The following is a 23,907-nucleotide window of genomic DNA, read 5'->3' as shown; positions in this document are numbered from 1 at the left end:
GATATGCGCCAACCTTGTGGGAGCGAGCCTGCTCGCGAAGAGGCCACAACAGGCCCGGCATTAGCTTCAGGCAAACGGTGTCCAGCCCTGGCCAACCGGCGCTATCGATCCGGCGCCCCCTCTTCGGTGTGGCAGGTTTCGCACACTGCCTTAAACTGCGATACAGCCCTGTGAACGAAAGACGGGCCTCACGAAATGATCCGGGTGAAACCGACATGAAAATGGTCACGCCCTTTTTGGCCGCTCTCATCGCCGCCAGCGCGTGTGCGACAACGAGCCTTTGTGCAAATGCCGGGACTTATACGGTCATCACAACCAGCTTCGACTGCGCCAGGACCAGCGCACCTGCCGAGAAGCTCATCTGTCGCGACCCGCAACTCAAGCAGATGGAAATCGAGCTGACACGCCTTTATCGCCTGGCGCTCACGGACGATCATTCGGTACCACGTCCGGACAAGGTCGAGATCGAACAACGGTTCTGGGTCGACGCCCGCAACCAGTGTGGCGCCGGAGCAGACGCCAAGGCATGCCTGATCCAAAGCTATGCCGAGCGGGCGCACCAGCTTCGCCAGGGTTCGGCCATCGTGCGAACCAAAGACCCGAGCAGACTCACAGACGGCCCGGTCGCCTTTCGTTGCGCGGGGCTCAACGCGCTGGTTGCCGCCACGTTCTTTAATGTGCAGCCGCGTGTCGTGTACCTGAAATGGGCAAACGTCTCGGCCACCCTTCTCCAGGTGCCGAATGATTACGCCACCCAATACAACGGCAAGGATTACCGGGGCAACTACAGCTTCTGGCAAACCGGCAACGAGGCTTTGTTGCAGATACCGGGCTCCAGCCAAATGACTTGTACGCCGGAGCCCGTCGGCTGATCGCGCCACGGGACGTCCTGTCCCGATGGCGCGACCCAACCGGTCAGCTGCCGGTGCGGATCTTGTTCCACACCCGGGTACGAATCCGGTCGATGTTCAACGGCATCGCTTCGAGCGCGAACAGTTTCCCCATCATTTCCGGGCTCGGGTAGACCTTGGTGTCATTCTTGATGGCCGGATCGATCAGGCTGTCTGCCTGTTCGTTGCCATTGGCGTAGTGCACATAGTTACTGATGCCGGCCATTACGTCCGGGCGCAGCAGGTAGTTCATGAAGGCGTAACCAGCCTTTTCGTCCGGGGCGTCGGCGGGCATGGCGACCATGTCGAACCAGATCGCGGCGCCTTCCTTGGGAATCGAATAACCAATGTCGATACCATTTTTGGCTTCTTTGGCGCGATTCTCCGCTTGCAGGATGTCGCCAGAGAATCCGACCGCCACACAGATATCGCCGTTGGCCAGGTCGCTTGTGTACTTGGAGGAGTGGAAATAGCTGACATAGGGCCGGACTTTCATCAGCAGCGCTTCGGCCTTTTTGTAGTCTTCCGGATTTTTACTGTGGTGCGGCAGGCCCAGGTAGTTCAGCGCGGCGGGCAGCAGTTCCGGGCCGTTATCGAGGATGGCCACACCGCATTTCTGCAGTTTTTGCATGTTTTCCGGCTTGAAGATCAGGTCCCAGGAATCCACGGGCGCGTTATCCCCCAGCACCGCTTTGACCTTGGCGATGTTGTAGCCGATACCGGTACTGCCCCACAGGTACGGGAAGCCGTGCTCGTTGCCCGGATCGTTGGTCTGCAAGGCATTGAGCAGCACCGGATTGAGGTTCTTCCAGTTGGGCAATTGGCGCTTGTCGAGTGTCTTCAGTGCTCCGCCTTCGATCTGTCGCGCCATGAAGTGGTTGGACGGGAACACCACGTCGTAACCGGATTTGCCGGTCATCAACTTGCCGTCGAGGGTTTCGTTACTGTCGTAGACGTCGTAGGTGAAGGCGATGCCGGTTTCTTTCTGGAAGTTCTTCGTGGTGTCCGGCGCGATGTAGTCGGACCAGTTGTAGATCTTGACGGTTTCCGCTGCCTGACTGATTGCAGCGGCGAGCATCAGTGGTGCCAGGGTCAGTGTCTTTCGGAGCATGGGGCGATTCCTGTGCAGGTTTTTTTTGTTGGCAGGCAATCAAGGATTCAAAAAATCAAAACGTAGCTCTTGCGCACGGTCTCCTGGATATCCCAGATACCGAGGGTGTTGGCCGGCAACATCAGTGCGTCACCGGCTTCTATGTGCAGGGTTTCACCGTCGTCCGGGGTGAAGGTGCAGCGGCCCTGGATGAAGTGACAGAACTCCTGGGCGACGATCTGCCGCCGCCAACGACCGGGCGTGCATTCCCAGACGCCGGTTTCGACGCCGTCGTCGCGCTCCACGCTGGTGGTCGACGCCACCGCCACGGGTGCACCCAATGGCACGGCGACCGGGTTCGACTCTTCCAGCTTCAGGGTTGCGGTGTTCTTGAATTGCGTGATGCCCATGGGAGTACCTGTCGATGAAGCCTAGGGATGAAGTGCGCGCGGTTTACTGCATGAAACTTTCCATGAACCCCGCGACCCCGCTGGCGAGCCTGCGCCGCCAGGGTGCGGAGGCCGGGTTGGCCAAGGTCTGGTCTTCGTGAACGAAACTGCGGATGATCGCGTTGTAACCGAGCCAGCGGCACGGTTCGGGCTCCCAGGCCTTCAGCGCGTCGAGCCCGCCCTGGGGAATGACCCACGGCTGGCGAACCAGCTCGGTGTCGCGCTCCAGAATCAGGTCTGCCAGGGTTCGCCCACCCAGGTTGCTCGCACCGACGCCTTCCCCGCCGTAACCGCCGGACAACGCTATGCCGCTGGCGCGATCACACAGCATGTGCGGTTTGAAACGCCGGGACATGCCCAGATTGCCGCCCCAGCCATGGGTGATCCGCACGTTCTTGAGTTGCGGAAACAGTTCGCCGAACAGATAGCGTCGCAGTTCGATCTCGCTGCGGGTCAGGTCGAAGTCATGGCGTAGCCGGCCGGCAAATTGGTACCCGCCCCGAGCACCAAAGATCAACCGATTGTCGGCCGTGCGCTGGCCGTAGGTGACCTGACGGCTGCTTTCACCGAAGGCCTGACCGTGACTGAGACCGATCTCGTCCCACGTAGCGGCAGGCAGCGGTTCGGTGGCGACGATCAGGCTTTGTACCGGCAACTGATAGCGCCCCAACGGCGGCAGCGTGACGGCATAGCCTTCCACCGCCGGCACCACCCAGCGGCTGCGCACCGAGGCTTGCGCCGTGCGCAGGCTGCCGGACTGCCACTGTGTGACCGGGCTGTTTTCGTAGATCCTGACCCCCATGCGCTCGACCGTGCGTGCCAGGCCGCGCGCCAGCTTCGCCGGGTGCAGGGTCGCGACGTGGGGCGCATGGATGCCGCCGTAGGGTTTGGCGATGCGGATCTGTTGCGCCAGCTGTTCCGGGCTGAGCCAGCGGTAATCGTTTTCGTTGAGGCCCTGGCGATAGAGTTTGTCCAGGTACTGGCGCAGACTGGCTTCCTGCTCCGGGTAGCGGGCGGCACAATACAGCGCTCCGCCCTGGCGCAAATCACAGTCGATACCTTCACGTTCCAGGACAATCCGTACTTCTTCGGGGATGTTGTGCAGCAAGTCGTAGGACGCCCGGCGCCGTTCCGGTGAAAGGCCTGCCAGCAGCCGGTCTTCGCCCAGCAGATTGCCCATCAGCCAGCCGCCATTACGGCCCGAGGCGCCAAAACCGGCGGTTTGCGCCTCGATGATGGCAATGCTCAGGTCCGGTGCCTGACGCTTGAGGTAGTACGCGGTCCACAGCCCGGTGTACCCGGCACCGATGATCGCCACGTCGATGTCCAGGTCCTGCTCCAGCGCCGCACGCGCCAGCAGCGGCTCGTCGAGTTGGTCCATCCACAAACTGATACTGCGCCATGCCGGCATGCAAGACTCCGCCACTCAAACTTCGATGGCGTTGATCCTAGTGCGCGGGTTCAGTGACTGTCTTGCGCGCGTGCACGCAAAGAAATTTGCTTGGCGTAGGCCTTGGGCGACTGACCGGTGTGCTGGCGAAAACAGCTGTAGAACGCCGACAGTGAATTGAAGCCGGCGGCGAATGCCAATTCGTCGATGCGCAACGGCGACGCCGCGCTTTCCAGCGCCGCCAGCAGGTGCTGCAGGCGGGCCTGGTTGACGTAGCGATAGAAGCTCTGGCCGAGCACCTGGTTGAGCAGATAGGAAATCTGGTTGCGACTGTACCCGCACTCCTTCGCCACCCGTTGCAGATCGAGCTCAGGGTCGAGATAAGGTTGCTGGCGCTGGAAGTACTGTTGCAGGTCGTCAGCCATGAAACTCAATTGGCGTGGCGACAAGCCGAGGCGACTGACCGCCGGGCGTTGCTTGCCGTCGGTTTTGCTGGTGGTTGGCTCGTGAACCAGCGAGGCATACTCGTTGACGCGCCAGATCAGTCCATCGCGCACGGTGATGGCCTCGCTGGCGCGAAACGATACCAGGCCTTCGCCACCGCGCAGGGTGATGCGGTACTGAATGAATGCCGTGTTGCCATCCAGGCGAATGCGGTCCGAGTGCTCCAGCGCTTCATCCGGATCGCGGGGCATGCTGCTGCGTACGTACTCGCGCAGCTCGTCCAGGCCCATGACGCGGTTCTGGAAAAAGTCGCTGTACTGAATCTCAGGGTGATACAACGCCATGACCCCGTCCAGATCCCGGTGTTTCCAGCGCAAGTGATAGCGCATGACCGTCTCGCCCGTGGCCTGGGTTTGCAGCGGACCATCATCCTCGGCGTGCATAAAGGTCTCGACGAAAAAAACCGAGCTTGCCGAAGTTTCCTGCCCGCTTCAATGGCTGTCCGGCCAGGGGAACCGCGCTCGAACAGTGACCTGAATCAAAAAAAATGCAGCAATCGCCAAACGGACTGAAAAAAACACATTTTTTTCACATCCGGATGCTACTTTTAAAGTCTGTCACTGGTTGAGCCAATGAAGGCTCTTCCCTCCTAACATGAGCTAAAGGAAGCGCTCGATGAAGAAGGCGGGCAACACATGAATAAAGGGTTCAGCAAGGTCACTTTTCCAAATGCCTGCCAGCTGATGCGCTGGCATTTTCATCCCATGGGTTTCGAGGCAAGCATGGATGCCCCGGGCAGCATGATAGCCCGTCTGTTTGATCGGGCCAGTGGCGAGACCATGATCGCCATTGCCGGCATTCCTTGTGCGACGGTCATGAATGCCGCCGATGTCGAGCGAATAATCGAAGCGGTAGAGGATGAACTTGAAGCGTTCATTCCACCGATGGCGCTCAGAAGTTATGCATGAAGCCTGATAGCCAACAAAAAGCCCACTGAATGTGGGCTTTTTCATGCCTGATGCAAAACACTGTGGGAGCGAGCCTGCTCGCGAAGAGGCCGTGTCAGTCAACATCAATGGTCAATGCCAGACCGCCTTCGCGAGCAGGCTCGCTCCCACAGGGATTGGGTGCATCCGCCAAAATCAGGTCGGCTGTAAGGCCTCCTTCGCGAGCAGGCGGCCCATATTGACTTCAAACCGAAGTCTTGGCCTGCCGATGATCAGCAAAGAACGCCTTGCCCTTGCCGATCCGGTCGGACGCCTTGGGCGTGTTGGCAGCCTGGGTATCCTGCCCGTCGACATACCAGTAGCAATGACTCACCGCCCGGGTGATGCCGACGTAAGCCAGGCGCAGAATTTCGTCCTTTTGCGCGTTATCGTACGGTTCGCTGTCACCGGTCTTGCCCAGACCCGCCATGCGGTACACCTGATTCTTGTAAGGCGAACTGGTCAGGTGCTGACAATCACCGAGCAGGAATACCGCATCAGCCTGGAGGCCCTTGGCACTGTGATAAGTCAGTTGCTTCAAGCGCCGCGCTTCGTAGGGCAAGCTAGAATCCACATTAACTACAGACTGAATATGCTCTTCTATCAACAACTTATCGCTACTTTTTCGATAAAGCATCAAGATTGAATCGCCCTTTCGATAATGCTCGATCAAGCGTTTGGCCATGCCCTGGTCGTCACGATCCAGCACGTTGACCGGCAGCAAATCCCTGGGTTCGCCACTGGCCTTGGCCTTTTTGCCGGCAATCGCCGGCGCAGCGCGCACGATGTGCTCGGCGGCGTCGATGATGTGCTGGTGGCTGCGGTAGTTGTCGCTGAGCATGACTTTGGTGGTGCTCGGCGAAGAGAATTCCTTGTTGAACTCCATGAAAAAACTCGGCGAACTGCCGCGCCAGCCGTAAATCGATTGCCAGTCGTCGCCGACGCAAAGCAATGACGAACGCCGGGCTCCGCGTCCCACGTGCATGGCCGGCCCGCGACTGCGGATCTCGGCCAGGCTGGCGCGAATCCAGGAGACGATTTGCGGGGAGACGTCCTGGAATTCGTCGACCATCAGATGCGACAACGGTCGCAGCAGCTCATCGCTGAGCAGCTTGAGATTTTCCGGGGAGTGCTCGCTGAACAGGGCAAACATCCGGTTGTAGGTCATGATCGGCGGCTTCTGATCCAGCAAATGGTCTTCCAGAGCGCGCCAGTACAGGCTCAGGGCCTCGAAGAAAAACCGGTCCGGGTCGTCCTTGGCGAAGCTCATCTGGCTGACGGCGTTCGGTACATCCAGGCCGAGGTTCTCGATAAACCCGGCGGCGGCGACAAAACAATCCAGCAGCGGCGCAGACGCAAGTTCGCCCTTGACCTTGTAATCGAAGCCCGGCCCGGCACTGGCATCGCCGGCCAGTGACGCCAGGACACGCTTCGATGACTCGTAACTATCCAGCCATATCAATGGTTTGCGACAGAAAGCTTGAAACAGGGTGCGCTTTACTGCCCATTCTGCGCGTACCGTCAGCTTGGCGTTCGGGCGGGTGACCTGCGGGTTTTCCCGTGGATCGAACCCCAACACGACCCACGCGTCCAGGGACGGAATGTAACCGTGACTATGGAATGTCGAGCCGTTGATATCGAAGGTCTGGCGATTCGGCTCAATGCCCCTGATCGGCCAGGCCTTGGCGCGAAACCACAAATCTTCGATCGTGTCGCACAGCTCTTCATCGCGCTTGGCCGCCAGTTCGGTTACGGCCATGCGTTTCTGCACATCCGGGTGATCGCGCTCCAGTTCCTTGAGCTGCAAGGCGTGGCGCGACAATGGCTGGATCAATTCGCGAAAGCGTTCATCGCGGGTGTACAGGGCGTGGTAACAGGCATTGAGCTGCTGGCGCTGGGCGTCGTTGATGCGCAGGTCGAACGGGTTGCTGTCCACCTGTTCATCATCGCCTTGCGCGCGAAGGCTGAGGTTTTCGAAAGCTTGCAGGCGCTCGAACCCCGGCAGGCTGCGCACCATCGGCAGAATCCGCGAGTGAAAGGTACGCACCAGATCCCGCGCTTCCTTGAAACTGAGCGCCCGCCCCCAGAGCGCGAAGATCTCGATCAGCTTACTGATGAAATCCTTGCGTGACTCGCGGGTGAAGGTCACCACGGTCATGGAGCTGAGCTCGAATCCCAGATAATGCGCCAACAGCACAATGCGCAGGACCAGCGTTGTCGATTTACCGGCCCCGGCACCGGCGATCACCGAGGTTGAGGGCGTATCGCTGAAAATCATCTTCCACTGGGCGGCGCTGGGTTGCGCATGGGCCGGCAACAGTCGGGCGACATCGGCCTTCATGCGCTTTTTCAGCTCGGCGGTCAGCGGCAGGCGCCAGTCGTCGAACAGGTGATCATCAATGTTCGGCGGCCGATGCTCGGTAGAGCGCGAATCGCGAATCAGCAGCACCTGTCGGCCTTCTTCCAACCCTTCGAGCTTGCCTTCCTTGTAGCCGTACTCCACCCCGGCAATGTGCCCGCTGCGGAAACCATCCGCCTGGCCATGCAACCAGGACGCGCGGTGTTGTGCACGCAGGCGCGTCAGGCCGTGGCCGAAAAAACGGGCAGCCAGGCGCTTGAGCAGCGGCATCTCGGCCAGTGGACGAAGTTCAGGCGGAAGATCGGGGGTGTGTTGCGACACGCGGACGGACTCCAGGGTGTGAGGCTGTTGAAGGCTATGGTGTCTGCATTTGCCTTTGAGTTCTAGTGAAATGCTTATGACTCATTGGCTTATGCGTTGAAGTGAAAGCTGGATGAGAGTGTTTCGAGATGACTTCACATCAAACAATCCGATAGTTATGAGGCATTTTTTACGCTTTTTATCGATTGTTGGCTGAAGGATGATGCCCGTCATCAACCACCGGTCTCGCTTCATGGCCCAGGCGCCTTGCCCCATGACGAACCTTTCCAGGAGACGATCATGCTTGAACTCAGACCTTTCAACTCGCTCGGTGGCGCACACCACGGCTGGTTGGATGCCCATCACCACTTTTCGTTCGCCGAGTACTACGACCCCCAGCGTATGAACTGGGGCAACCTGCGGGTGTGGAACGACGACGTGATCGCCCCTGGTACCGGTTTCCCGCAACACCCTCACCGGGACATGGAAATCATTACCTATGTGCGTGAAGGCGCCATCAGCCATCAGGACAACCTTGGCAACAAGGGCCGCACCGAAGCGGGTGACGTTCAGGTCATGAGTGCCGGCACCGGCATCGCCCACAGCGAATACAACCTGGAAGCGACGCCGACCAAGATTTTCCAGATCTGGATCATTCCCAACGAATCCGGCCTGGCACCGTCCTGGGGCGCCAAACCCTTCCCCAAAGGCCAGCGCGAAGGTTTTGTGACCCTGGCCAGCGGCAAGTCGGGCGACGATCAAAGCCTGCGTATTCGCGCCGACGCGCGGCTGGTGGCGGCGAATCTGAAGGCTGGGGAAACCGCCGAATATCATCTGGACGCTGGCCGTCGTGCGTACCTGGTACCCGCGACCGGTATCATTGAAGTCAATGGCTTGCGTGCACAAGCTCGAGACGGTGTTGCGGTAGCCCAGGAGCAGGTGCTGCGAGTAACGGCGATCGAGGACAGTGAAATCGTGTTGGTGGATCTGGCTTGATCCGGTAAAGCCGGGCCAAAAAAGGGGCGACCAAATTGGTCACCCCTTTTTTTTCGTCAAGCCCTTTGTGGCGAGGGGATTTATCCCCGTTGGGTTGCGAAGCGACCCCAAACCCGGCAAATGCAGTTCTTCTGATACACCGCGTCTGCAGATTTACGACTGCTACGCAGCCGAACGGGGATAAATCCCCTCGCCACAGGGCCGTCACTTATTTCGCGGAAATCGCGCCATCCACAAGGGTTTGGGCTTCCGCCACCAACTGCTTGAGATGCGCATCACTGACAAAGCTTTCCGCATAGATCTTGTAGATATCCTCGGTACCCGACGGACGCGCCGCGAACCAGCCGTTTTCGGTCATGACCTTCAGGCCGCCAATCGCCTGGTCGTTACCCGGCGCGTGGCTGAGGATGCTCTGGATCGCCTCACCCGCCAGTTCGGTCGAGGTGACTTGCGCTGGCGACAGCTTGCTCAGCAGGGCTTTCTGCTCTGGATTGGCCTTGGCGTCGACGCGCACCGAGAACGGTTCGCCCAGCTCATCGGTCAAGGCACGATAGGCCTGGCTAGGGTCACGACCGGTGCGGGCGGTCATTTCGGCTGCCAGCAGCGCCGGGATCAGGCCGTCCTTGTCGGTACTCCAGACACCACCGTCCTTGCGCAGGAACGATGCACCGGCGCTTTCTTCGCCACCAAAGCCCAGGGAGCCGTCGAACAGGCCATCGGCAAACCACTTGAAGCCAACCGGTACTTCGTACAGGCGACGACCCAGGCGCTTGGCCACGCGATCGATCAGGCCGCTGCTGACCACGGTTTTGCCCACGGCCGCATCGGCGCGCCAGTGCGGACGGTTCTGGAACAGGTAATCGATAGAGACTGCGAGGTAGTTGTTCGGCGCCAGCAAGCCGCCGGATGGGGTGACAATACCGTGACGGTCGTGATCCGGGTCGCAGGCAAACGCCACGTCGAAGCGCTCTTTGAGGCCGATCAGGCCTTGCATGGCGTGAGTGGACGACGGGTCCATGCGAATCTGGCCATCCCAGTCGACGGTCATGAAGCGGAAGGTCGAATCAACCTGCTTGTTCACCACGTCCAGATCCAGGCGGTAATGCTCGGCAATCGCCGACCAGTAGCGCACCCCTGCTCCACCCAGCGGATCGACACCCAGACGCAGCTTGGCATCGCGGATCGCATCGAAATCGATCACGTTGATCAGGTCGGCGACGTAGGTGTTCACGTAGTCGTGACGATGGGTGGTTCTGGCCTTCAGCGCCTGCTCATAGCTGATGCGTTTGACGCCCGCAAGCTTGTTGGCCAGCAGTTCGTTGGCCTTGGCTTCGATCCACTTGGTGATGTGGGTATCGGCCGGGCCACCGTTGGTAGGGTTGTACTTGTAGCCACCACTTTGCGGCGGGTTGTGGGACGGCGTAATGACGATGCCGTCGGCCAGGCCCGAGGTGCGTCCGCGGTTATAGCAAAGAATCGCGTGGGAAATGGCCGGCGTCGGCGTGTATTCGTCGCCTTCGGCGATCATCACCGTCACGCCATTGGCGGCCAGCACTTCCAGGGCGCTGGCGCCGGCCGGCGTGGACAGCGCATGGGTGTCGATGCCGACGAACAGCGGACCGTCAATGCCCTGGGCTTCGCGATACAGGCAGATCGCCTGACTGATCGCCAGCACGTGCCATTCGTTGAAACTCAGGTCGAAGGAGCTGCCTCGGTGCCCGGACGTGCCGAACGCCACGCGCTGGGTCGAGATGGCGGCATCAGGCTGGCCGGTGTAATACGCCGTTACCAGTCGCGGGATGTCGACCAACAATTCTGCCGGTGCCGGTTTACCCGCAAAATGACTGAGTGTCATGCAAAACCTCTGGAATAGAGTGGTTCAGGAATTGGAACGCAGTTTACTGGCAGTTTGACCGCGGCGCGACGTTATCGATCCCGGCCCTGCCCACCCGCCATGTTATAAATCCCGAACTACCCTGCTCAGTCGATCGACTCGCGGCGCAACGCATCCCCCAACAAGCTCAGTGCGGTGGCCAGGTCATGATCGCTGCCGACGCTGTGACTCAAGCGCAGGTGCTGCGTATGCAGGCCCTGGAGACTGAACAGTTCTCCCGGCGCAATCACCACCTGATGCTTGAGCAGGCGCTGGAACACCTGGCGTACATCGACCCGGCGCATCGAACGCACCCAGACGGTTGCGCCACCTTCAGGCTCGACGAATTGCAGGGCATCACCCAGTCGCTCGCACAGCAGCTGGATCATCTGCACCTTGCTGTCCTTGAGCCGGCGTCGCAACAACTGCAAGTGCTGATCGATGCGCCCGTTGCTGTACAGGCGGGCAATGGCTTTCTGGCGAATCGGTGACAGGCGGAAGGCGCGCAGCAGAAACTGCCGTTGCAACGCGGCGCCCAAATGGCGCGAGAGCAGATAGCCGTAGGGGGCTTCCGGCCCGATGATTTTCTCAAATGTGGAAAACACCATCAGCCGTTCCGGGGCCAGCAGATCGCGAAACCGCAGTCCGTCGGGCTCGAAATCAAGCTCACCGTAGCAATCGTTCTCCAGCACCCAACAGTCATGCCCCTCCAGCAATTGCGCGACGGCTTGTCGGTTGTCGTCCGGCGCACGGCTGCCACGGGGCATGTTCAACCCGGATGAAACCATCACCAGACGCACCGGTTCGTTTTCCAGCAACTCCTTGAGGCGTTCGTGGTGCAGGCTTCCATTGGCCAGCAAGGGCCATTCGATCACCCGCACACCCGCGGCCTGGAACAAGCGCAATATCGCCCAATCACAAGGCGACTCCACCACCACAGCAGCATCCTTGAGGCACAGCACGGCCATCAGAATTTCCAGCACACCGCGAAGATCCGCACCGATGTAGACGTCATCGGCATGCCAGCAGCGGACAGGTGAGGTGGTGTAGCGTGCGGCCAGCGCCATGCGTAGCTCGAGCTCACCGCAGGGCTGCGAATTCGGTTGCGGCTGGCGCGGGTATTGGCGCAACAGCTCTCTTTCCAGTAGCAGCAATGGGCTGTCGATCGGCTGCAACAATGCCGGCTCATCACTACTCAGTACCAGCATTCCAGGGCGACGAGCGTTGATATAGACGCTTTCGAGCAAGTCGTTACCACTGTAGAGCCTGCCGATGGACGGCGTCGGCAGCGCGTAGTAGCCAGACTTGGCCACCGAATACACCCGTCCTTCTTTCTCCAGTAGAGAGTACGCGTACTGGATGGTCGAGATCGACACGTTCAGGCGCTCGGCCAGTTGGCGCAAGGACGGCAAGCGCAGGTGTTCATCGCTGGCGGTTTCGCCGATCAGGCTGATCAGGTAACGGTATACCGCCTGGTAGGCGAAGTCGGTTTCACGGGGGCCTTTCATGGCAAGGGACCGTGGGCGTGACAAGCCAGGTCACGCGGGGCTGTCAATCCATGCACTTTCAACGACCTGCCAACCCTTCATCCGTCATCGAGGTGTTTACCTTGCCCTCGTCGGCTTCGCCCTCAACGTCCGGATCATCGGTCGCCGATTCAGCGGCCCTGTTCTCATTTGCAGGCAGCGGTCCCATGCGATAGAGCTTGCCGATGAGACTGACCGGCAAACCGCTGACATCGACCATCCATTGCATGACCTGATCCGCGACCGGCTGCCCCTGCATGGCCCGGTGCAATTCCGGCATGGCCACCAGCATGCCGGGGTGGCATTGGCGCAGAAAACGCTCGAGTGTTGCGGCATTGTCACCAAAAGGGGCAAACAACAGACATACCATTTGCGCCTCGCTAAGACCCAGACTGCGTTGCGCCTCGGTCGCGGCCCGAGCGCGCAGATCCGCCAGCGTCGCCGGATTGCCGAATACCTGCTCCGCCAATTCGCACAAGCGCTCCGGCAGGTGCTTGCGGCGCATCATCACCAAGGCTCGTTGCAGATATTCGGCGACACCCCCCTCGTAGCTGCGACCGTGTACGAAGCAGGCTTGCAGCCCGCGCAGGTGTGCCGAGACCGGAAGGCTGACGTATTCGTTGTCGCTGAGCTGCGCCGCCAGTTCGTCTGCCTGGAATCCGAGAAATTCGGTAAGCAACGGCCAACGCTCCTCCAGATTGCTTACCAGCATGTCGTGGATATCGATAAACGTTGTGCGGCGGCAGGTTTCGAACTGTTCGGCCGGACGCCAGGATTGCTGGTCGTCCTCGGTGTAAAACCGCTGGTAGTCAGCGCTGCCCAGTTCATCGAGCAGCGCGAACAAACCGGCATAACCCGGCTCATGATGCTCCGAAACCTCGAGTCCAGCCTTGACGGCTGCGCGCTTCAAACCCTCCATGAATTGCTTTTGCCGACGAGGTGTATCGCTGCTCACCAAGGCATCGACGCCATGGTTCCAGCGGGCGATTTGCCCATGAAACTCCCCGGTGGCCAGATAACCGTCATCCCACAGATCAAGCGGTCCGTCCAACGCCCGGCGATGCCCCAGCATCAACAGATTGGTCCGATTGGATTCACGCCCGGCCGGAGAAATCGGCGCCGCATGGTCAAATGGCAATACTTCCCGGTTATCGGCCATGAGCACTTCAACCCGTGGATCGTCATAGATGAATAACGCGTTGCAGGTGCGATGGATGTTTTCCAGCGCCGTCGGGTTACTGCCGTTCAAGCGTAACGTCGCCACCCGTAACTGAAACGTCGCCGGCGCCCGGCTGGCGATGGTCAGTTGCGCGGCACGCAGCAACGCCAGGGTGTAGCAACTGTCACGGGAACCTGACTGGATCGCCAGCACTTTGAAGTCGCCTATCTGCTCCATGCCCCCGGCGGCCACCCCCAAGCGTTGAATCAACAACTGCAGTGCAGTGCGTTCGGCGCGGGACAAGAAACCCAGCAATCGTTGCAGTACTTGTTGATAGACATAGTTCATCGCTTGATCATGAATGTTGGTCATCTTTATTTACCTGATGCTCGTAAGTTCGATACTGCACAAACAACTGCACGCACAGCGCAGGGAATGGCCTGAAATGATTGGATGAGTGGATTTATTGCCGAATGCTAACACTGAAATTTTCAGCTCGGCATTTCATGTTCTGAAAGGGTGCAGACACCTTTGAACACCCGTGGATGGCTCAAAAGCCCGGGCTTAAGGGTTTGTTGCTTCGATAGGCAACATCCTAGGAAACGCCCTACAGCGTCCCACAGATGTTTAATACAGAAAATAGAGAAAGAAGTTGCCAACAACTGTTCTGCAACTACATAAAAGTGCGCTTTATTTTGAGTAGACAGCCGTACAGCGCATTGAAAAGTATCGGTCCGATACCCGTCCATGACTCGTTCCTTGAGATGAAAGTAATCATCCAATTATCAGGCCTTAGTTGCTGAATAGAAGCTACAGATCGAGCGCAAAAACCAGTTCAGTTGCTGAACGGCCCCATCGACAGGTCAATGGGATGTCGGGCGCAGGAAAGTGATGAAAAAAAAGTCCGTGGGGGCACGGACTCTTTAAGGGGAAGTTGAAGCTCGGTCAGGCGGGTTCGACCTGCAGGGCGACCCGTTCACGGCAAGGGCATTCGCCCATGTAGCGATGCGCTTCGACAAACTCGGCAAACGGGAAGACCCGGGTCTTGAGCGGCAGCAGAACGCGGTCGGCGGTCAACTGGTTGATGTCACGCAAAGCACGTTGCAGCGCGACCTGATCCTGGATGATGCCCAGTTCCGGCTTGCCGGTGAAGTTGCCGATGCAGTGCACAAAGAACTGAATGTTCTTCTGGAACGCCGCGCAGGCCGGGAATGGTGTCTGGTTGCCGCCTTGCAGGCCGTACAGGACCAGACTGCCGCGCGGTGCCAGCACATCGCCGAGCAGCGACATCTGCGGTCCGCCCAGACCATCGAACACCACGTCCACGCCGCGATTGTCGGTGATCTTGTTGATCCGCATCAGCAGATCTTCTTCTTCGGTGACGATGACCTTCTCCGCCCCCAGCGACAGCAGATACTCACGCTCCTCCGCCGTCTTGGTCGCGGCAATCACCCGTACACCCAAGGCTTTGCCCAGCTGTACGAACGATGGACCAGCGCAGTGGCTGGCGTCGGTGACCAGGGCAAATTGCCCGGGTTTGACCCGCGCCAGATCGACGTAGGCGAAATAGGCGATCAGCAGCGGCGTGTAATGCACGCTGGCTTCGATCGAGCTAAGCACGTCCGGGTAGCGAGTCAGCGACGAGCGTGGCAGAACGATCTGCTCGCCGTAGACCGGATAGTCGTTCGGACTCTCGGCCGGGAAGCTGGCGACCTTGTCACCGACAGCGAGGTCGTCGACACCCTCCCCGACGGCGGTGACGACACCGGCCATTTCCTGGCCCAGGCCAGAAGGCAGGCGAGCATGGGAGGAAGCCAGGTTCTGGCGCCAGAGAATGTCGTACCAGCTGATGCCAATGGCTTCGACGCGCACCTGCACTTCACCCGGTGCAGGCAAAGCTGCCGCATGCTCTTCGCATTTGAGCACCTCGGCTGGACCAAACTTGTGAAAACGGATCGTGCGGGACATCGCAAACCTCGCCAAATAAACCTCTAATGCCATGAACTCTAGCTGGGCTTTCAACCCAACACTATCAGTGGCTATTAATAGTCGACATGCCTGTCATTGATTCCGCAGCAGCGGCAACATCGTCAAATGTCGTCAGAAACCGAAGCAGCATTTGTAGGAAAACTGAATTACTCGGTGCAGAGTACCAGCCTTTCCCCGTAATATTCCTGCTGGCCATTGTTCTCATATGGCCGCTCACGTCAAGTTTGCTGACTCTGCCAGGATTCCAGATGAATCGTAATGACCTGCGTCGTGTCGACCTGAACCTGTTGATCGTATTCGAAACCCTGATGCACGAACGCAGTGTGACCCGCGCTGCGGAGAAATTGTTCCTTGGTCAGCCGGCCATCAGTGCGGCGCTCTCGCGCCTGCGTGGCCTGTTCGATGATCCATTGTTCGTGCGTACCGGCCGCAGCATGGAGCCGTCCGCGCGCGCCGTGGAGATCTTCGCCCTGCTCTCTCCGGCGCTGGATTCGATCTCCACCGCCGTCAGCCGTGCGGCGGAATTCGACCCGGCCACCAGCACCGCAGTGTTTCGCATCGGGCTGTCGGACGACGTCGAATTCGCCCTGCTGCCGATGCTGCTCAAGCGCCTGCGCGCCGAATCCCCGGGAATCGTGCTGGTGGTGCGACGGGTCAACTACATCCTGATGCCGGGCTTGCTCGCATCGGGGGAGATCTCGATCGGCGTCAGCTACACCACCGACCTGCCGGCGAACGCCAAGCGCAAAGTACTGCGCCGCAGCTCGCCCAAACTGCTGCGCGCCGACACCGTGCCCGGGCCGCTGAGCCTGGACGACTTCTGCGCGCGCCCCCATGCGCTGGTGTCATTCGCCGGGGACCTGAGCGGCTTTATAGATGAAGAACTGGAAAAACTGGGGCGCAAACGTCACGTGGTACTGGCCGTACCGCAGTTCAACGGGTTGAGCACGTTGTTGAGCGGAACCGATATCGTTGCCACCGTGCCTGATTACACGGCCGACGCGCTGACAGCGGCGGGCGGTGTACGGGCGGAGGATCCGCCGATGCCGGTGCAAAGCTTTGAGTTGCACATGGCCTGGCGTGGGTCCCAGGATAATGATCCGGGGGAGCGGTGGTTGCGTTCGCGGATTCAGATGTTCTTCGGGGATCCGGATAGCCTGGCGTAACCCGGAAGCATTTTCCGAAGCCGAGACGACAGTCCCTAATGAGGGCCTCAATCGGCTACAATAGCCAGACACTGACATCAGGGTGCCGAATATGGAAAAGCTGAGTTTGCAGACCAAGAAAGCCTGGTTCGCCAAGCACCGTAAAGCCAACTTCGCAGCCAGCCTGCGCCTGGAAGGCTTCCTGCCGTCCCCGAGTGACGGCGAAATCAAGCTACCTACCCGCGAAGCCGCCCTGAAGGCTGTACGGCACATCAAAGCTTGAGTAACGACAAGTACGGTACTGATCAAGCCCCGGATTGCTATCCGGGCACCGACGTACTGATAAATCTACTAAACCTGCGTGACTCCAACGATCTCGACGAAGCCGAACGTTACCTCAACGAAATTGCTTCAGCGCAGATGGAGTTTGTTCTACCCCCTTACAGCCTCAAGACCTTGCAGCAGGTGCATCGCACCCTGTTCGGAAAAATCTATAGCTGGGCTGGTGAACTCCGAACTCTCGGGATCAGCAAGGGCGACACAAGGTTCTGTGTTCCCGAGTTTATCGAAGGGGAAGTCAAAAAAGAGTTTTCGAAAATGGCCAAAGCGGGATGGTTCGAGGGGTATTCCCGAGACCTCCTGGTCTCATCGATCGCTGAGTCCTACGGCACGCTGAACATTGCTCATCCCTTCAGGGAAGGTAATGGTCGAACCCAGCGCATTGTGTTCGAATTCATCATCTTCAATGCGGGCTATTCTATAAATTGGGGTCTCGCCGAACGGCAAGAGTGGATTGACGCATGTATTGCCTCCTTCTACGGCGATGATCGGCCTCTAATCACAATATTTGACCGATGCATCGGATCGACTATTGAGGAAGTGGACTTTTAAGACACGCCAAAACAAAGGCGCCCCCCAAATGTGCCCTTACCCGCTGTGCTGCACACAGGGGATCCGGATAGCCTTCAGATGATAATCGAATCTGATGGCCTCTTCGCGGGCAAGCCCGCTCCCACAGGTTATGCGCAAACCCTGTGGGAGCGGGTTTGCCCGCGATAAGAGCGACTCGGTCCCCTGCCCGACCTTTACCACCATGGAAAGACTGAATTTCCATCAACCCCATTGATCAAGTTCCAGCCAAAGGCGCAGGCTAGAGAGCTAACTCGGCTCTCATATCATTCCGAATGATAGTTACCTTCGCCCCATTCGATTCGTGCGATACCAACCCGCCGAGCATCATTCGCCAATCTCAATACATTGGCGGATGCATCCATGGAACAGTCACTCAAACATTTGCGCTTCCCGTTGGCCCTGTTGGCCGTAGTGGTGCTCAGCGCATGCGGCAAGGCGCCGGAAACGGCCGCCACCCTGCCCGCTGCCAAAGTCAGCGTGGCCAAGGTGCTGGAGCAACCGGTCAACGAGTGGGACGAGTTCACCGGGCGCCTTGAAGCACCGGAAACCGTAGAGATCCGTCCACGGGTGTCCGGGCAGATCGATGAAGTGGCTTTCACTGAAGGCGCATTGGTCAAGAAAGGCGACCTGCTGTTCCAGATCGACCCGCGTCCGTTCCAGGCCGAGGTCCGCCGCCTTGAAGCCCTGGTTGCCCAGGCCCGCGCCAATGCCACCCGCAGCGAAAACGAAGCCCAGCGCGGTGAGCGCCTGCGCACCAGCAACGCGATCTCCGCCGAGTTGGCCGATTCGCGCACCAGCGCTGCCCAGGAGGCTCGCGCCGCTGTCGGCGCCCTGCAAGCGCAGCTTGATCTGGCGAAGTTGAACCTGAGCTTTACCCACGTCACCGCACCGATCAGCGGCCGCGTCAGCCGTGCGGAAATCACCGCCGGCAACCTGGTAACCGCCGACACAACCCCGCTGACCAGCGTGGTCTCCACCGACAAGGTCTACGCCTACTTCGATGCCGACGAGCGTGTGTTCCTCAAGTACACCCAGCTCGCCCGCCAGGGCAAACGCGGCGCCACCACCCCGGTGTACATGGGCCTGTCCAACGAAGACGGCAACCCGCACCTGGGCCAGATGAACTTCGTCGACAACCAGGTCAACCCGAAGACCGGCACCATCCGTGGTCGCGCCGTGTTCGACAACAGCGACGGCAGCTACACCCCGGGCCTTTATGCACGCCTGAAACTGGTGGGCAGCGGCACCTACAACGCCATGCTGATCAACGATGAAGCGGTCGGTACCGACCTGGGCAAGAAATTCGTGCTGGTGATGGATGCCGACAACAAGACCGCCTACCGCGCAGTCGAGCTGGGTCCGAAAATCGAAGGCCTGCGTATCGTGCGCAACGGTTTGAACAAGGACGACACCATCATCGTCAAGGGTCTGCAACGGGTACGTCCAGGTTCGCCAGTCACCCCTGAAGTGATCCCGATGGCCAGCGAGCAAACCCTCGCGGCCCTGGCACAACAACGACAAGCGCTGGAAGCCAGCAACCTGCCCCAAGTCGCACCTGCCAAGGTCGCGCCGGGTACGGCTGTGAAACTGGCTGCTGCGAACCCACGCGGTTAAGGGATAACGACTCCGATGAATTTTTCCCAATTCTTCATTACACGGCCGATCTTCGCAGCGGTGCTATCGCTGCTGATCCTGATCGCCGGCTCTATCTCGCTGTTCCAGTTGCCGATCAGCGAATACCCGGAAGTGGTGCCGCCGACCGTGGTGGTGCGCGCCAACTTCCCGGGCGCCAACCCCAAAGTCATCGGTGAAACCGTGGCCGCTCCCCTGGAGCAGGCCATCACCGGCGTCGAGAACATGCTGTACATGTCCTCGCAGTCCACCGCCGACGGCAAGATCACCCTGACCATCACCTTCGCGCTGGGCACCGACCTGGACAACGCACAGGTGCAGGTGCAGAACCGCGTGACCCGGACCGAGCCCAAACTTCCCGAGGAAGTGACGCGCATCGGTATCACCGTGGACAAGGCTTCCCCCGACCTGACCATGGTCGTGCACTTGACCTCGCCGGACAAACGCTACGACATGCTGTACCTGTCCAACTACGCGATCCTGAACATCAAGGATGAGCTGGCGCGGCTCGGTGGTGTCGGTGATGTACAACTGTTCGGTATGGGCGATTACTCGCTGCGGGTCTGGCTCGATCCGAACAAGACCGCTTCGCGCAACCTGACCGCGACCGATGTGGTCAGTGCCATTCGTGAGCAGAACCGTCAGGTGGCCGCCGGCCAACTGGGCGCGCCCCCGGCTCCGAATGCCCAGAGTTTCCAACTGTCGATCAACACCCAAGGCCGTCTGGTTTCCGAGGAAGAGTTCGAGAACATTATCATTCGTGCAGGCGACAACGGTGAAATCACTCGCCTGAAAGATATTGCCCGCGTCGAGCTAGGCTCCAGCCAATACGCCCTGCGTTCATTGCTGAACAACCAGCCGGCCGTGGCGATCCCGATTTTCCAGCGCCCGGGTTCCAACGCCATCGAAATCTCGAACGAAGTTCGCGGCAAGATGGAAGAGCTGAAGAAGAGCTTCCCCCAAGGCATGGACTACAGCATCGTCTATGACCCGACGATCTTCGTGCGCGGCTCCATCGAAGCGGTGGTTCACACCCTCTTCGAAGCGCTGATCCTCGTGGTGCTGGTGGTGATCCTGTTCCTGCAAACCTGGCGCGCCTCGATCATTCCGTTGGTGGCGGTGCCGGTGTCGCTGATCGGTACGTTCGCCGTGATGCACCTGTTCGGATTTTCGCTCAATGCCCTGTCGCTGTTCGGGCTGGTACTGGCCATTGGTATCGTGGTCGACGATGCGATCGTCGTGGTAGAGAACGTCGAGCGAAACATCGAGCTGGGCCTCGAGCCCATGGACGCCACCAAAAAAGCCATGGGCGAAGTGACAGGTCCCATCATCGCCACGGCGCTGGTGCTCTGCGCGGTGTTTGTCCCGGCGGCATTCATCTCTGGCCTGACTGGACAGTTCTACAAGCAGTTCGCCCTGACCATCGCCATTTCGACGGTGATCTCGGCCTTCAACTCGCTGACCCTGTCGCCTGCACTGGCCGCGGTATTGCTCAAGGGTCATGACAAGCCCAAAGACCGTTTCTCCAGGGTACTGGACAAGATTTTCGGTGGCTGGTTGTTCCGCCCGTTCAACCGCTTCTTTGAAAAAGCCAGCCATGGTTATGTCGGCACGGTTGCCCGCGTAATCCGCAGCAGCGGTATCGCCCTGCTGTTGTACGCAGGCCTGATGGTCCTGACATTCTTTGGTTTCTCCAGCACCCCGACCGGTTTCGTACCCGGCCAGGACAAGCAATACCTGGTGGCGTTCGCGCAATTGCCGGATGCGGCGAGCCTGGACCGCACCGAAGACGTGATCAAGCGCATGTCCGACCTGGCCCTGAAACAGCCAGGCGTGGAAAGCGCGGTGGCCTTCCCTGGCCTGTCGATCAACGGTTTCACCAACAGCCCGAACGCCGGCATCGTGTTTGTGACTCTCAAGCCGTTCGACGAGCGCAAGGACCCGAGCATGTCCGCCGGCGCCATCGCCGGTGCCTTGAACGGTCAGTACGCCGGGATCCAGGAAGCCTACATGGCAATCTTCCCGCCGCCGCCGGTACAGGGTCTGGGCACCATCGGTGGTTTCCGCCTGCAAATCGAAGACCGGGGCAACCTGGGCTACGACGAGCTGTACAAGCAGACCATGAACGTCATTGCCAAGAGCCATAACGTGCCGGAACTGGCCAACCTGTTCACCAGCTACACGGTAAACGTGCCGCAGGTCGATGCCGCCATCGACCGCGAGAAAGCCAAGACCCACGGCGTGGCCGTCAGCGACATCTTCGACACCCTGCAGATCTACCTGGGTTCGCTGTATGCCAACGACTTCAACCGCTTCGGTCGCACCTATCAGGTCAACGTTCAGGCCGAACAGCAGTTCCGCCTCGAATCCGACCAGATCGGCCAGCTCAAAGTGCGTAACAACAAGGGCGAGATGATCCCGTTGGCGACCTTCATCAAGGTCAGCGACACCTCGGGCCCGGACCGCGTGATGCACTACAACGGCTTCATCACCGCTGAAATCAACGGTGCGGCAGCCCCCGGCTACAGCTCCGGCCAGGCCGAAAAAGCCATCGAGAAACTGCTCAAGGAAGAACTGCCCAACGGCATGACCTACGAGTGGACCGACCTGACGTACCAGCAGATTCTGTCCGGCAACACGGCGCTGTTCGTGTTCCCGCTCTGCGTATTGCTGGCGTTCCTGGTGCTCGCGGCGCAGTACGAAAGCTGGAGCCTGCCACTGGCGGTGATCCTGATTGTGCCTATGACCCTGTTGTCGGCCATCACCGGTGTGATTGCGTCTGGAGGCGACAACAACATCTTTACCCAGATCGGCTTGATCGTACTGGTGGGGCTTGCCTGTAAGAACGCGATTCTGATCGTCGAGTTCGCCAAGGATAAACAGCAAGAAGGGCTGAACCCGCTGGCGGCGGTGCTGGAAGCTTGCCGCCTGCGTCTGCGGCCGATCCTGATGACCTCCTTCGCGTTCATCATGGGTGTGGTGCCCTTGGTGTTCTCCAGCGGTGCCGGTGCCGAAATGCGTCATGCCATGGGTGTGGCGGTGTTCTCCGGCATGCTCGGGGTGACCTTCTTCGGCCTGCTGCTGACGCCGGTGTTCTACGTACTGATTCGTAACTTTGTCGAGCGCGGTGAAGCGCGTAAAGCCGCCAAGGCGCTGAAACTGCAACCGCAGCCGGAGTCGCACTGATGAGTCTGAAAGCCTTTCTGCCGAGCCTGCTGGTACTGGCGCTGAGCGCCTGTGCCGTCGGCCCGGACTACAAGACCCCAGCCACTGAACCTGCCAACATCACCACGGCCACCGATGGCGCGGCCGGCCAGAAGAACTTCGACCGTTCGCGCTTCGAAGGCATCTGGTGGCAACAGTTCGAAGACCCGACCCTCAATCAGTTGGTGACCGAATCCCTCAAGGGCAACCGTGATCTGCGCGTCGCCTTTGCCCGCTGGAAAGCGGCCCGGGCGATTCGCGATGACGTCAGCAATGACGCCATGCCGACCATCACCAGCCGTGCCAGCAGTGATTTGGGCAAGGGGCAGATTCCTGGCCAGACCACCCAGCGCGTCAATAGCGAGCGCTACGACCTGGGCCTGGACATGGCGTGGGAGATCGACCTGTTTGGCCGCATCCAGCGCAACCTGGAATCGGCCAACGCCGAACAGCAGGCGTTTGAGGCCGATCTGTACCAACTGCAAGTGACCATGATTGCCGAATTGGTGGATGCCTACGGTCAGTTGCGCGGCGCACAGCTGCGGGAAAAGATCGCCCTGGCCAACCTGAATAACCAGCAGGAGTCGCGCAAGATCACAGTCAGCCTGCGCGATGCCGGCGTTGGCGATCAGCTCGATGTCGAGCGTGCCGATGCCCGCCTGGCTTCGGTCGAAGCCAGCGTGCCGCAATTGCAGGCCGAGCAGGTGCGGCAGAAAAACCGTATCGCCACGCTGCTGGGTCAGCGCCCGGACAAGTTGACCGTGGACCTGAGCCCGAAAGACTTGCCGGCGATTGCCAAGGCCCTGCCGATCGGTGATCCGGGCGAGCTGCTGCAACGCCGTCCGGACATTCTCAGCGCCGAACGCCAACTGGCCTCGGCCACGGCGCGTATCGGCGTGGCCAAGGCTGATCTGTTCCCGCGTGTCAGCCTCAGCGGCTTCCTCGGGTTCACCGCCGGGCGTGGTTCGCAGATCGGCTCCTCGGCGGCCAACGCCTGGGCGCTCGGTCCGAGCATCACTTGGGCGGCATTCGACCTGGGCAGTGTGCGTGCCCGCCTGCGTGGTGCCGATGCCGATGCCGAAGGCGCGCTGGCGAGTTACGAGCAGCAGGTGTTGCTGGCCCTGGAAGAATCGGAAAACGCCTTCAGCGACTACGGCAAACGCCAACAGCGCCTGATCTCGCTGATACGTCAGAGTGAATCGAGCCGTTCCGCTGCCGACCTCGCCGAAGTCCGCTACCGCGAAGGCTCCGCCGACTTCCTCGTGCTGCTCGATGCCCAGCGTGAACGCCTGGCGGCGGAAGACACCCAGGCCCAGGCCGAAGTCGATCTGTATCGCGGCATCGTCGCGATCTACAAGGCCCTCGGTGGCGGCTGGCAGCCGGAGACAGTCGCCAGCAAGTAATCGTTTTTACAGAGCTCCTTTGGTTGGCCGCAACCAACCAATTCTTTGCCCCGCGCCCCATTCGGTCGCGGGGCTTTTTTTTGAAAGCAATGTAAATCCCTGTGAGAGCGAGCCCGCTCGCGAAGACGCCGGCACATCCTGCATCGCTGGCGCTTGACCC

General features: G+C 59.8%; 18 protein-coding genes. 9 read left to right on the top strand and 9 right to left on the bottom strand.

Going from position 1 to position 23,907, the window contains the following annotated elements:
- Positions 1 to 215 precede the first annotated feature (215 nt).
- Positions 216 to 872, top strand: a complete 657-nt coding sequence (locus tag ACW9HW_RS19215; protein ID WP_457401297.1) for an MliC family protein — start codon at positions 216 to 218, stop codon at positions 870 to 872.
- Positions 873 to 915: 43 nt separating this feature from the next.
- On the opposite strand, the gene ACW9HW_RS19210 is transcribed toward ACW9HW_RS19215, so the two are convergent.
- From ACW9HW_RS19210 to ACW9HW_RS19195, 4 genes are read right to left on the bottom strand one after another with little or no spacing between them, the layout of a single operon-like run.
- Complete coding sequence (locus tag ACW9HW_RS19210) at positions 916 to 2,001, bottom strand: polyamine ABC transporter substrate-binding protein (protein ID WP_095194234.1); 1,086 nt, start codon at positions 1,999 to 2,001, stop codon at positions 916 to 918.
- Positions 2,002 to 2,048: 47 nt separating this feature from the next.
- Complete coding sequence (locus tag ACW9HW_RS19205) at positions 2,049 to 2,390, bottom strand: cupin domain-containing protein (protein WP_457401295.1); 342 nt, start codon at positions 2,388 to 2,390, stop codon at positions 2,049 to 2,051.
- A gap of 43 nt (positions 2,391 to 2,433) precedes the next feature.
- The gene (locus ACW9HW_RS19200; protein ID WP_457401293.1) at positions 2,434 to 3,840 is read right to left on the bottom strand and encodes an NAD(P)/FAD-dependent oxidoreductase; all 1,407 of its coding nucleotides are present in this window, start codon (positions 3,838 to 3,840) and stop codon (positions 2,434 to 2,436) included.
- 50 nt (positions 3,841 to 3,890) lie between these two features.
- Complete coding sequence (locus tag ACW9HW_RS19195; RefSeq protein WP_457401292.1) at positions 3,891 to 4,706, bottom strand: helix-turn-helix domain-containing protein; 816 nt, start codon at positions 4,704 to 4,706, stop codon at positions 3,891 to 3,893.
- Between the two features lie 252 nt (positions 4,707 to 4,958).
- Between ACW9HW_RS19195 and ACW9HW_RS19190 the strand changes: the two genes are divergently transcribed.
- Positions 4,959 to 5,231: a DUF1652 domain-containing protein gene (locus ACW9HW_RS19190; RefSeq protein WP_095194230.1), complete on the top strand. Its 273-nt coding sequence runs from the start codon at positions 4,959 to 4,961 to the stop codon at positions 5,229 to 5,231.
- Positions 5,232 to 5,454: 223 nt separating this feature from the next.
- Here the strand turns inward: ACW9HW_RS19190 and ACW9HW_RS19185 are convergent, their stop codons facing one another.
- Positions 5,455 to 7,929 (bottom strand): UvrD-helicase domain-containing protein, encoded by a 2,475-nt coding sequence (locus tag ACW9HW_RS19185; protein ID WP_457401291.1) that lies wholly within the window; start codon positions 7,927 to 7,929, stop codon positions 5,455 to 5,457.
- A gap of 279 nt (positions 7,930 to 8,208) precedes the next feature.
- Between ACW9HW_RS19185 and ACW9HW_RS19180 the strand changes: the two genes are divergently transcribed.
- Complete coding sequence (locus ACW9HW_RS19180) at positions 8,209 to 8,904, top strand: pirin family protein (RefSeq protein WP_095194228.1); 696 nt, start codon at positions 8,209 to 8,211, stop codon at positions 8,902 to 8,904.
- A gap of 208 nt (positions 8,905 to 9,112) precedes the next feature.
- On the opposite strand, the gene pgm is transcribed toward ACW9HW_RS19180, so the two are convergent.
- The 4 genes from pgm to ACW9HW_RS19160 all read right to left on the bottom strand — a co-directional run bounded on the left by pgm (position 9,113) and on the right by ACW9HW_RS19160 (position 15,430).
- Entirely contained in the window at positions 9,113 to 10,759 is a 1,647-nt protein-coding gene (gene pgm, locus ACW9HW_RS19175) for a phosphoglucomutase (alpha-D-glucose-1,6-bisphosphate-dependent) (RefSeq protein WP_095194227.1), read from the bottom strand.
- 125 nt (positions 10,760 to 10,884) lie between these two features.
- Positions 10,885 to 12,285 (bottom strand): aminotransferase-like domain-containing protein, encoded by a 1,401-nt coding sequence (locus ACW9HW_RS19170; RefSeq protein WP_457401289.1) that lies wholly within the window; start codon positions 12,283 to 12,285, stop codon positions 10,885 to 10,887.
- Positions 12,286 to 12,343: 58 nt separating this feature from the next.
- Entirely contained in the window at positions 12,344 to 13,834 is a 1,491-nt protein-coding gene (locus ACW9HW_RS19165; protein ID WP_457401287.1) for a hypothetical protein, read from the bottom strand.
- Positions 13,835 to 14,407: 573 nt separating this feature from the next.
- Positions 14,408 to 15,430 carry a zinc-dependent alcohol dehydrogenase family protein gene (locus ACW9HW_RS19160; protein WP_095194225.1) on the bottom strand — a complete coding sequence of 341 codons (1,023 nt, stop codon included), beginning with the start codon at positions 15,428 to 15,430 and terminating at the stop codon, positions 14,408 to 14,410.
- Positions 15,431 to 15,699: 269 nt separating this feature from the next.
- On the opposite strand from ACW9HW_RS19160, the gene ACW9HW_RS19155 reads away from it, so the two are divergent.
- The 6 genes from ACW9HW_RS19155 (at position 15,700) to ACW9HW_RS19130 (ending at position 23,747) form a co-directional block, all read left to right on the top strand.
- A complete protein-coding gene (locus ACW9HW_RS19155; RefSeq protein WP_095194224.1) occupies positions 15,700 to 16,617 on the top strand; it encodes a LysR family transcriptional regulator in 918 nt (305 codons plus the stop codon).
- A 91-nt stretch (positions 16,618 to 16,708) separates the two neighbouring features.
- Positions 16,709 to 16,879 carry a YhfG family protein gene (locus tag ACW9HW_RS19150; protein WP_095194223.1) on the top strand — a complete coding sequence of 57 codons (171 nt, stop codon included), beginning with the start codon at positions 16,709 to 16,711 and terminating at the stop codon, positions 16,877 to 16,879.
- Positions 16,876 to 17,487, top strand: a complete 612-nt coding sequence (locus tag ACW9HW_RS19145; protein WP_457401285.1) for a Fic/DOC family protein — start codon at positions 16,876 to 16,878, stop codon at positions 17,485 to 17,487. The genes ACW9HW_RS19150 and ACW9HW_RS19145 overlap by 4 nt, the downstream gene beginning before the upstream one ends.
- Before the next feature lie 381 nt (positions 17,488 to 17,868).
- Positions 17,869 to 19,122 (top strand): multidrug efflux RND transporter periplasmic adaptor subunit MexE, encoded by a 1,254-nt coding sequence (gene mexE / locus ACW9HW_RS19140; RefSeq protein ID WP_457401284.1) that lies wholly within the window; start codon positions 17,869 to 17,871, stop codon positions 19,120 to 19,122.
- A 15-nt stretch (positions 19,123 to 19,137) separates the two neighbouring features.
- Positions 19,138 to 22,326 (top strand): efflux RND transporter permease subunit, encoded by a 3,189-nt coding sequence (locus ACW9HW_RS19135; protein ID WP_095194220.1) that lies wholly within the window; start codon positions 19,138 to 19,140, stop codon positions 22,324 to 22,326.
- Positions 22,326 to 23,747, top strand: a complete 1,422-nt coding sequence (locus tag ACW9HW_RS19130) for an efflux transporter outer membrane subunit (RefSeq protein ID WP_457401283.1) — start codon at positions 22,326 to 22,328, stop codon at positions 23,745 to 23,747. Before ACW9HW_RS19135 ends, ACW9HW_RS19130 begins: the two co-directional genes overlap by 1 nt.
- Positions 23,748 to 23,907: the final 160 nt, after the last annotated feature.

Source organism: Pseudomonas sp. SDO5532_S415, assembly GCF_054071155.1.
The sequence above is the reverse complement of the archived record's forward strand: the minus strand, read 5'-3'. Positions and strand labels throughout refer to the sequence as shown.

Excerpts from the sequence above, each read along its gene's own strand:
- ACW9HW_RS19190 (WP_095194230.1), top strand. The coding sequence starts at position 4,959 with ATGAATAAAGGGTTCAGCAAGGTCACTTTTCCAAATGCCTGCCAGCTG.
- ACW9HW_RS19195 (WP_457401292.1), bottom strand. The coding sequence starts at position 4,706 with ATGCACGCCGAGGATGATGGTCCGCTGCAAACCCAGGCCACGGGCGAG.
- ACW9HW_RS19215 (WP_457401297.1), top strand. The coding sequence starts at position 216 with ATGAAAATGGTCACGCCCTTTTTGGCCGCTCTCATCGCCGCCAGCGCG.
- ACW9HW_RS19150 (WP_095194223.1), top strand. The coding sequence starts at position 16,709 with ATGGAAAAGCTGAGTTTGCAGACCAAGAAAGCCTGGTTCGCCAAGCAC.
- ACW9HW_RS19160 (WP_095194225.1), bottom strand. The coding sequence starts at position 15,430 with ATGTCCCGCACGATCCGTTTTCACAAGTTTGGTCCAGCCGAGGTGCTC.
- ACW9HW_RS19210 (WP_095194234.1), bottom strand. The coding sequence starts at position 2,001 with ATGCTCCGAAAGACACTGACCCTGGCACCACTGATGCTCGCCGCTGCA.
- ACW9HW_RS19170 (WP_457401289.1), bottom strand. The coding sequence starts at position 12,285 with ATGAAAGGCCCCCGTGAAACCGACTTCGCCTACCAGGCGGTATACCGT.
- ACW9HW_RS19165 (WP_457401287.1), bottom strand. The coding sequence starts at position 13,834 with ATGACCAACATTCATGATCAAGCGATGAACTATGTCTATCAACAAGTA.
- ACW9HW_RS19200 (WP_457401293.1), bottom strand. The coding sequence starts at position 3,840 with ATGCCGGCATGGCGCAGTATCAGTTTGTGGATGGACCAACTCGACGAG.
- ACW9HW_RS19135 (WP_095194220.1), top strand. The coding sequence starts at position 19,138 with ATGAATTTTTCCCAATTCTTCATTACACGGCCGATCTTCGCAGCGGTG.
- ACW9HW_RS19205 (WP_457401295.1), bottom strand. The coding sequence starts at position 2,390 with ATGGGCATCACGCAATTCAAGAACACCGCAACCCTGAAGCTGGAAGAG.
- mexE (WP_457401284.1), top strand. The coding sequence starts at position 17,869 with ATGGAACAGTCACTCAAACATTTGCGCTTCCCGTTGGCCCTGTTGGCC.
- ACW9HW_RS19180 (WP_095194228.1), top strand. The coding sequence starts at position 8,209 with ATGCTTGAACTCAGACCTTTCAACTCGCTCGGTGGCGCACACCACGGC.
- ACW9HW_RS19155 (WP_095194224.1), top strand. The coding sequence starts at position 15,700 with ATGAATCGTAATGACCTGCGTCGTGTCGACCTGAACCTGTTGATCGTA.
- pgm (WP_095194227.1), bottom strand. The coding sequence starts at position 10,759 with ATGACACTCAGTCATTTTGCGGGTAAACCGGCACCGGCAGAATTGTTG.
- ACW9HW_RS19130 (WP_457401283.1), top strand. The coding sequence starts at position 22,326 with ATGAGTCTGAAAGCCTTTCTGCCGAGCCTGCTGGTACTGGCGCTGAGC.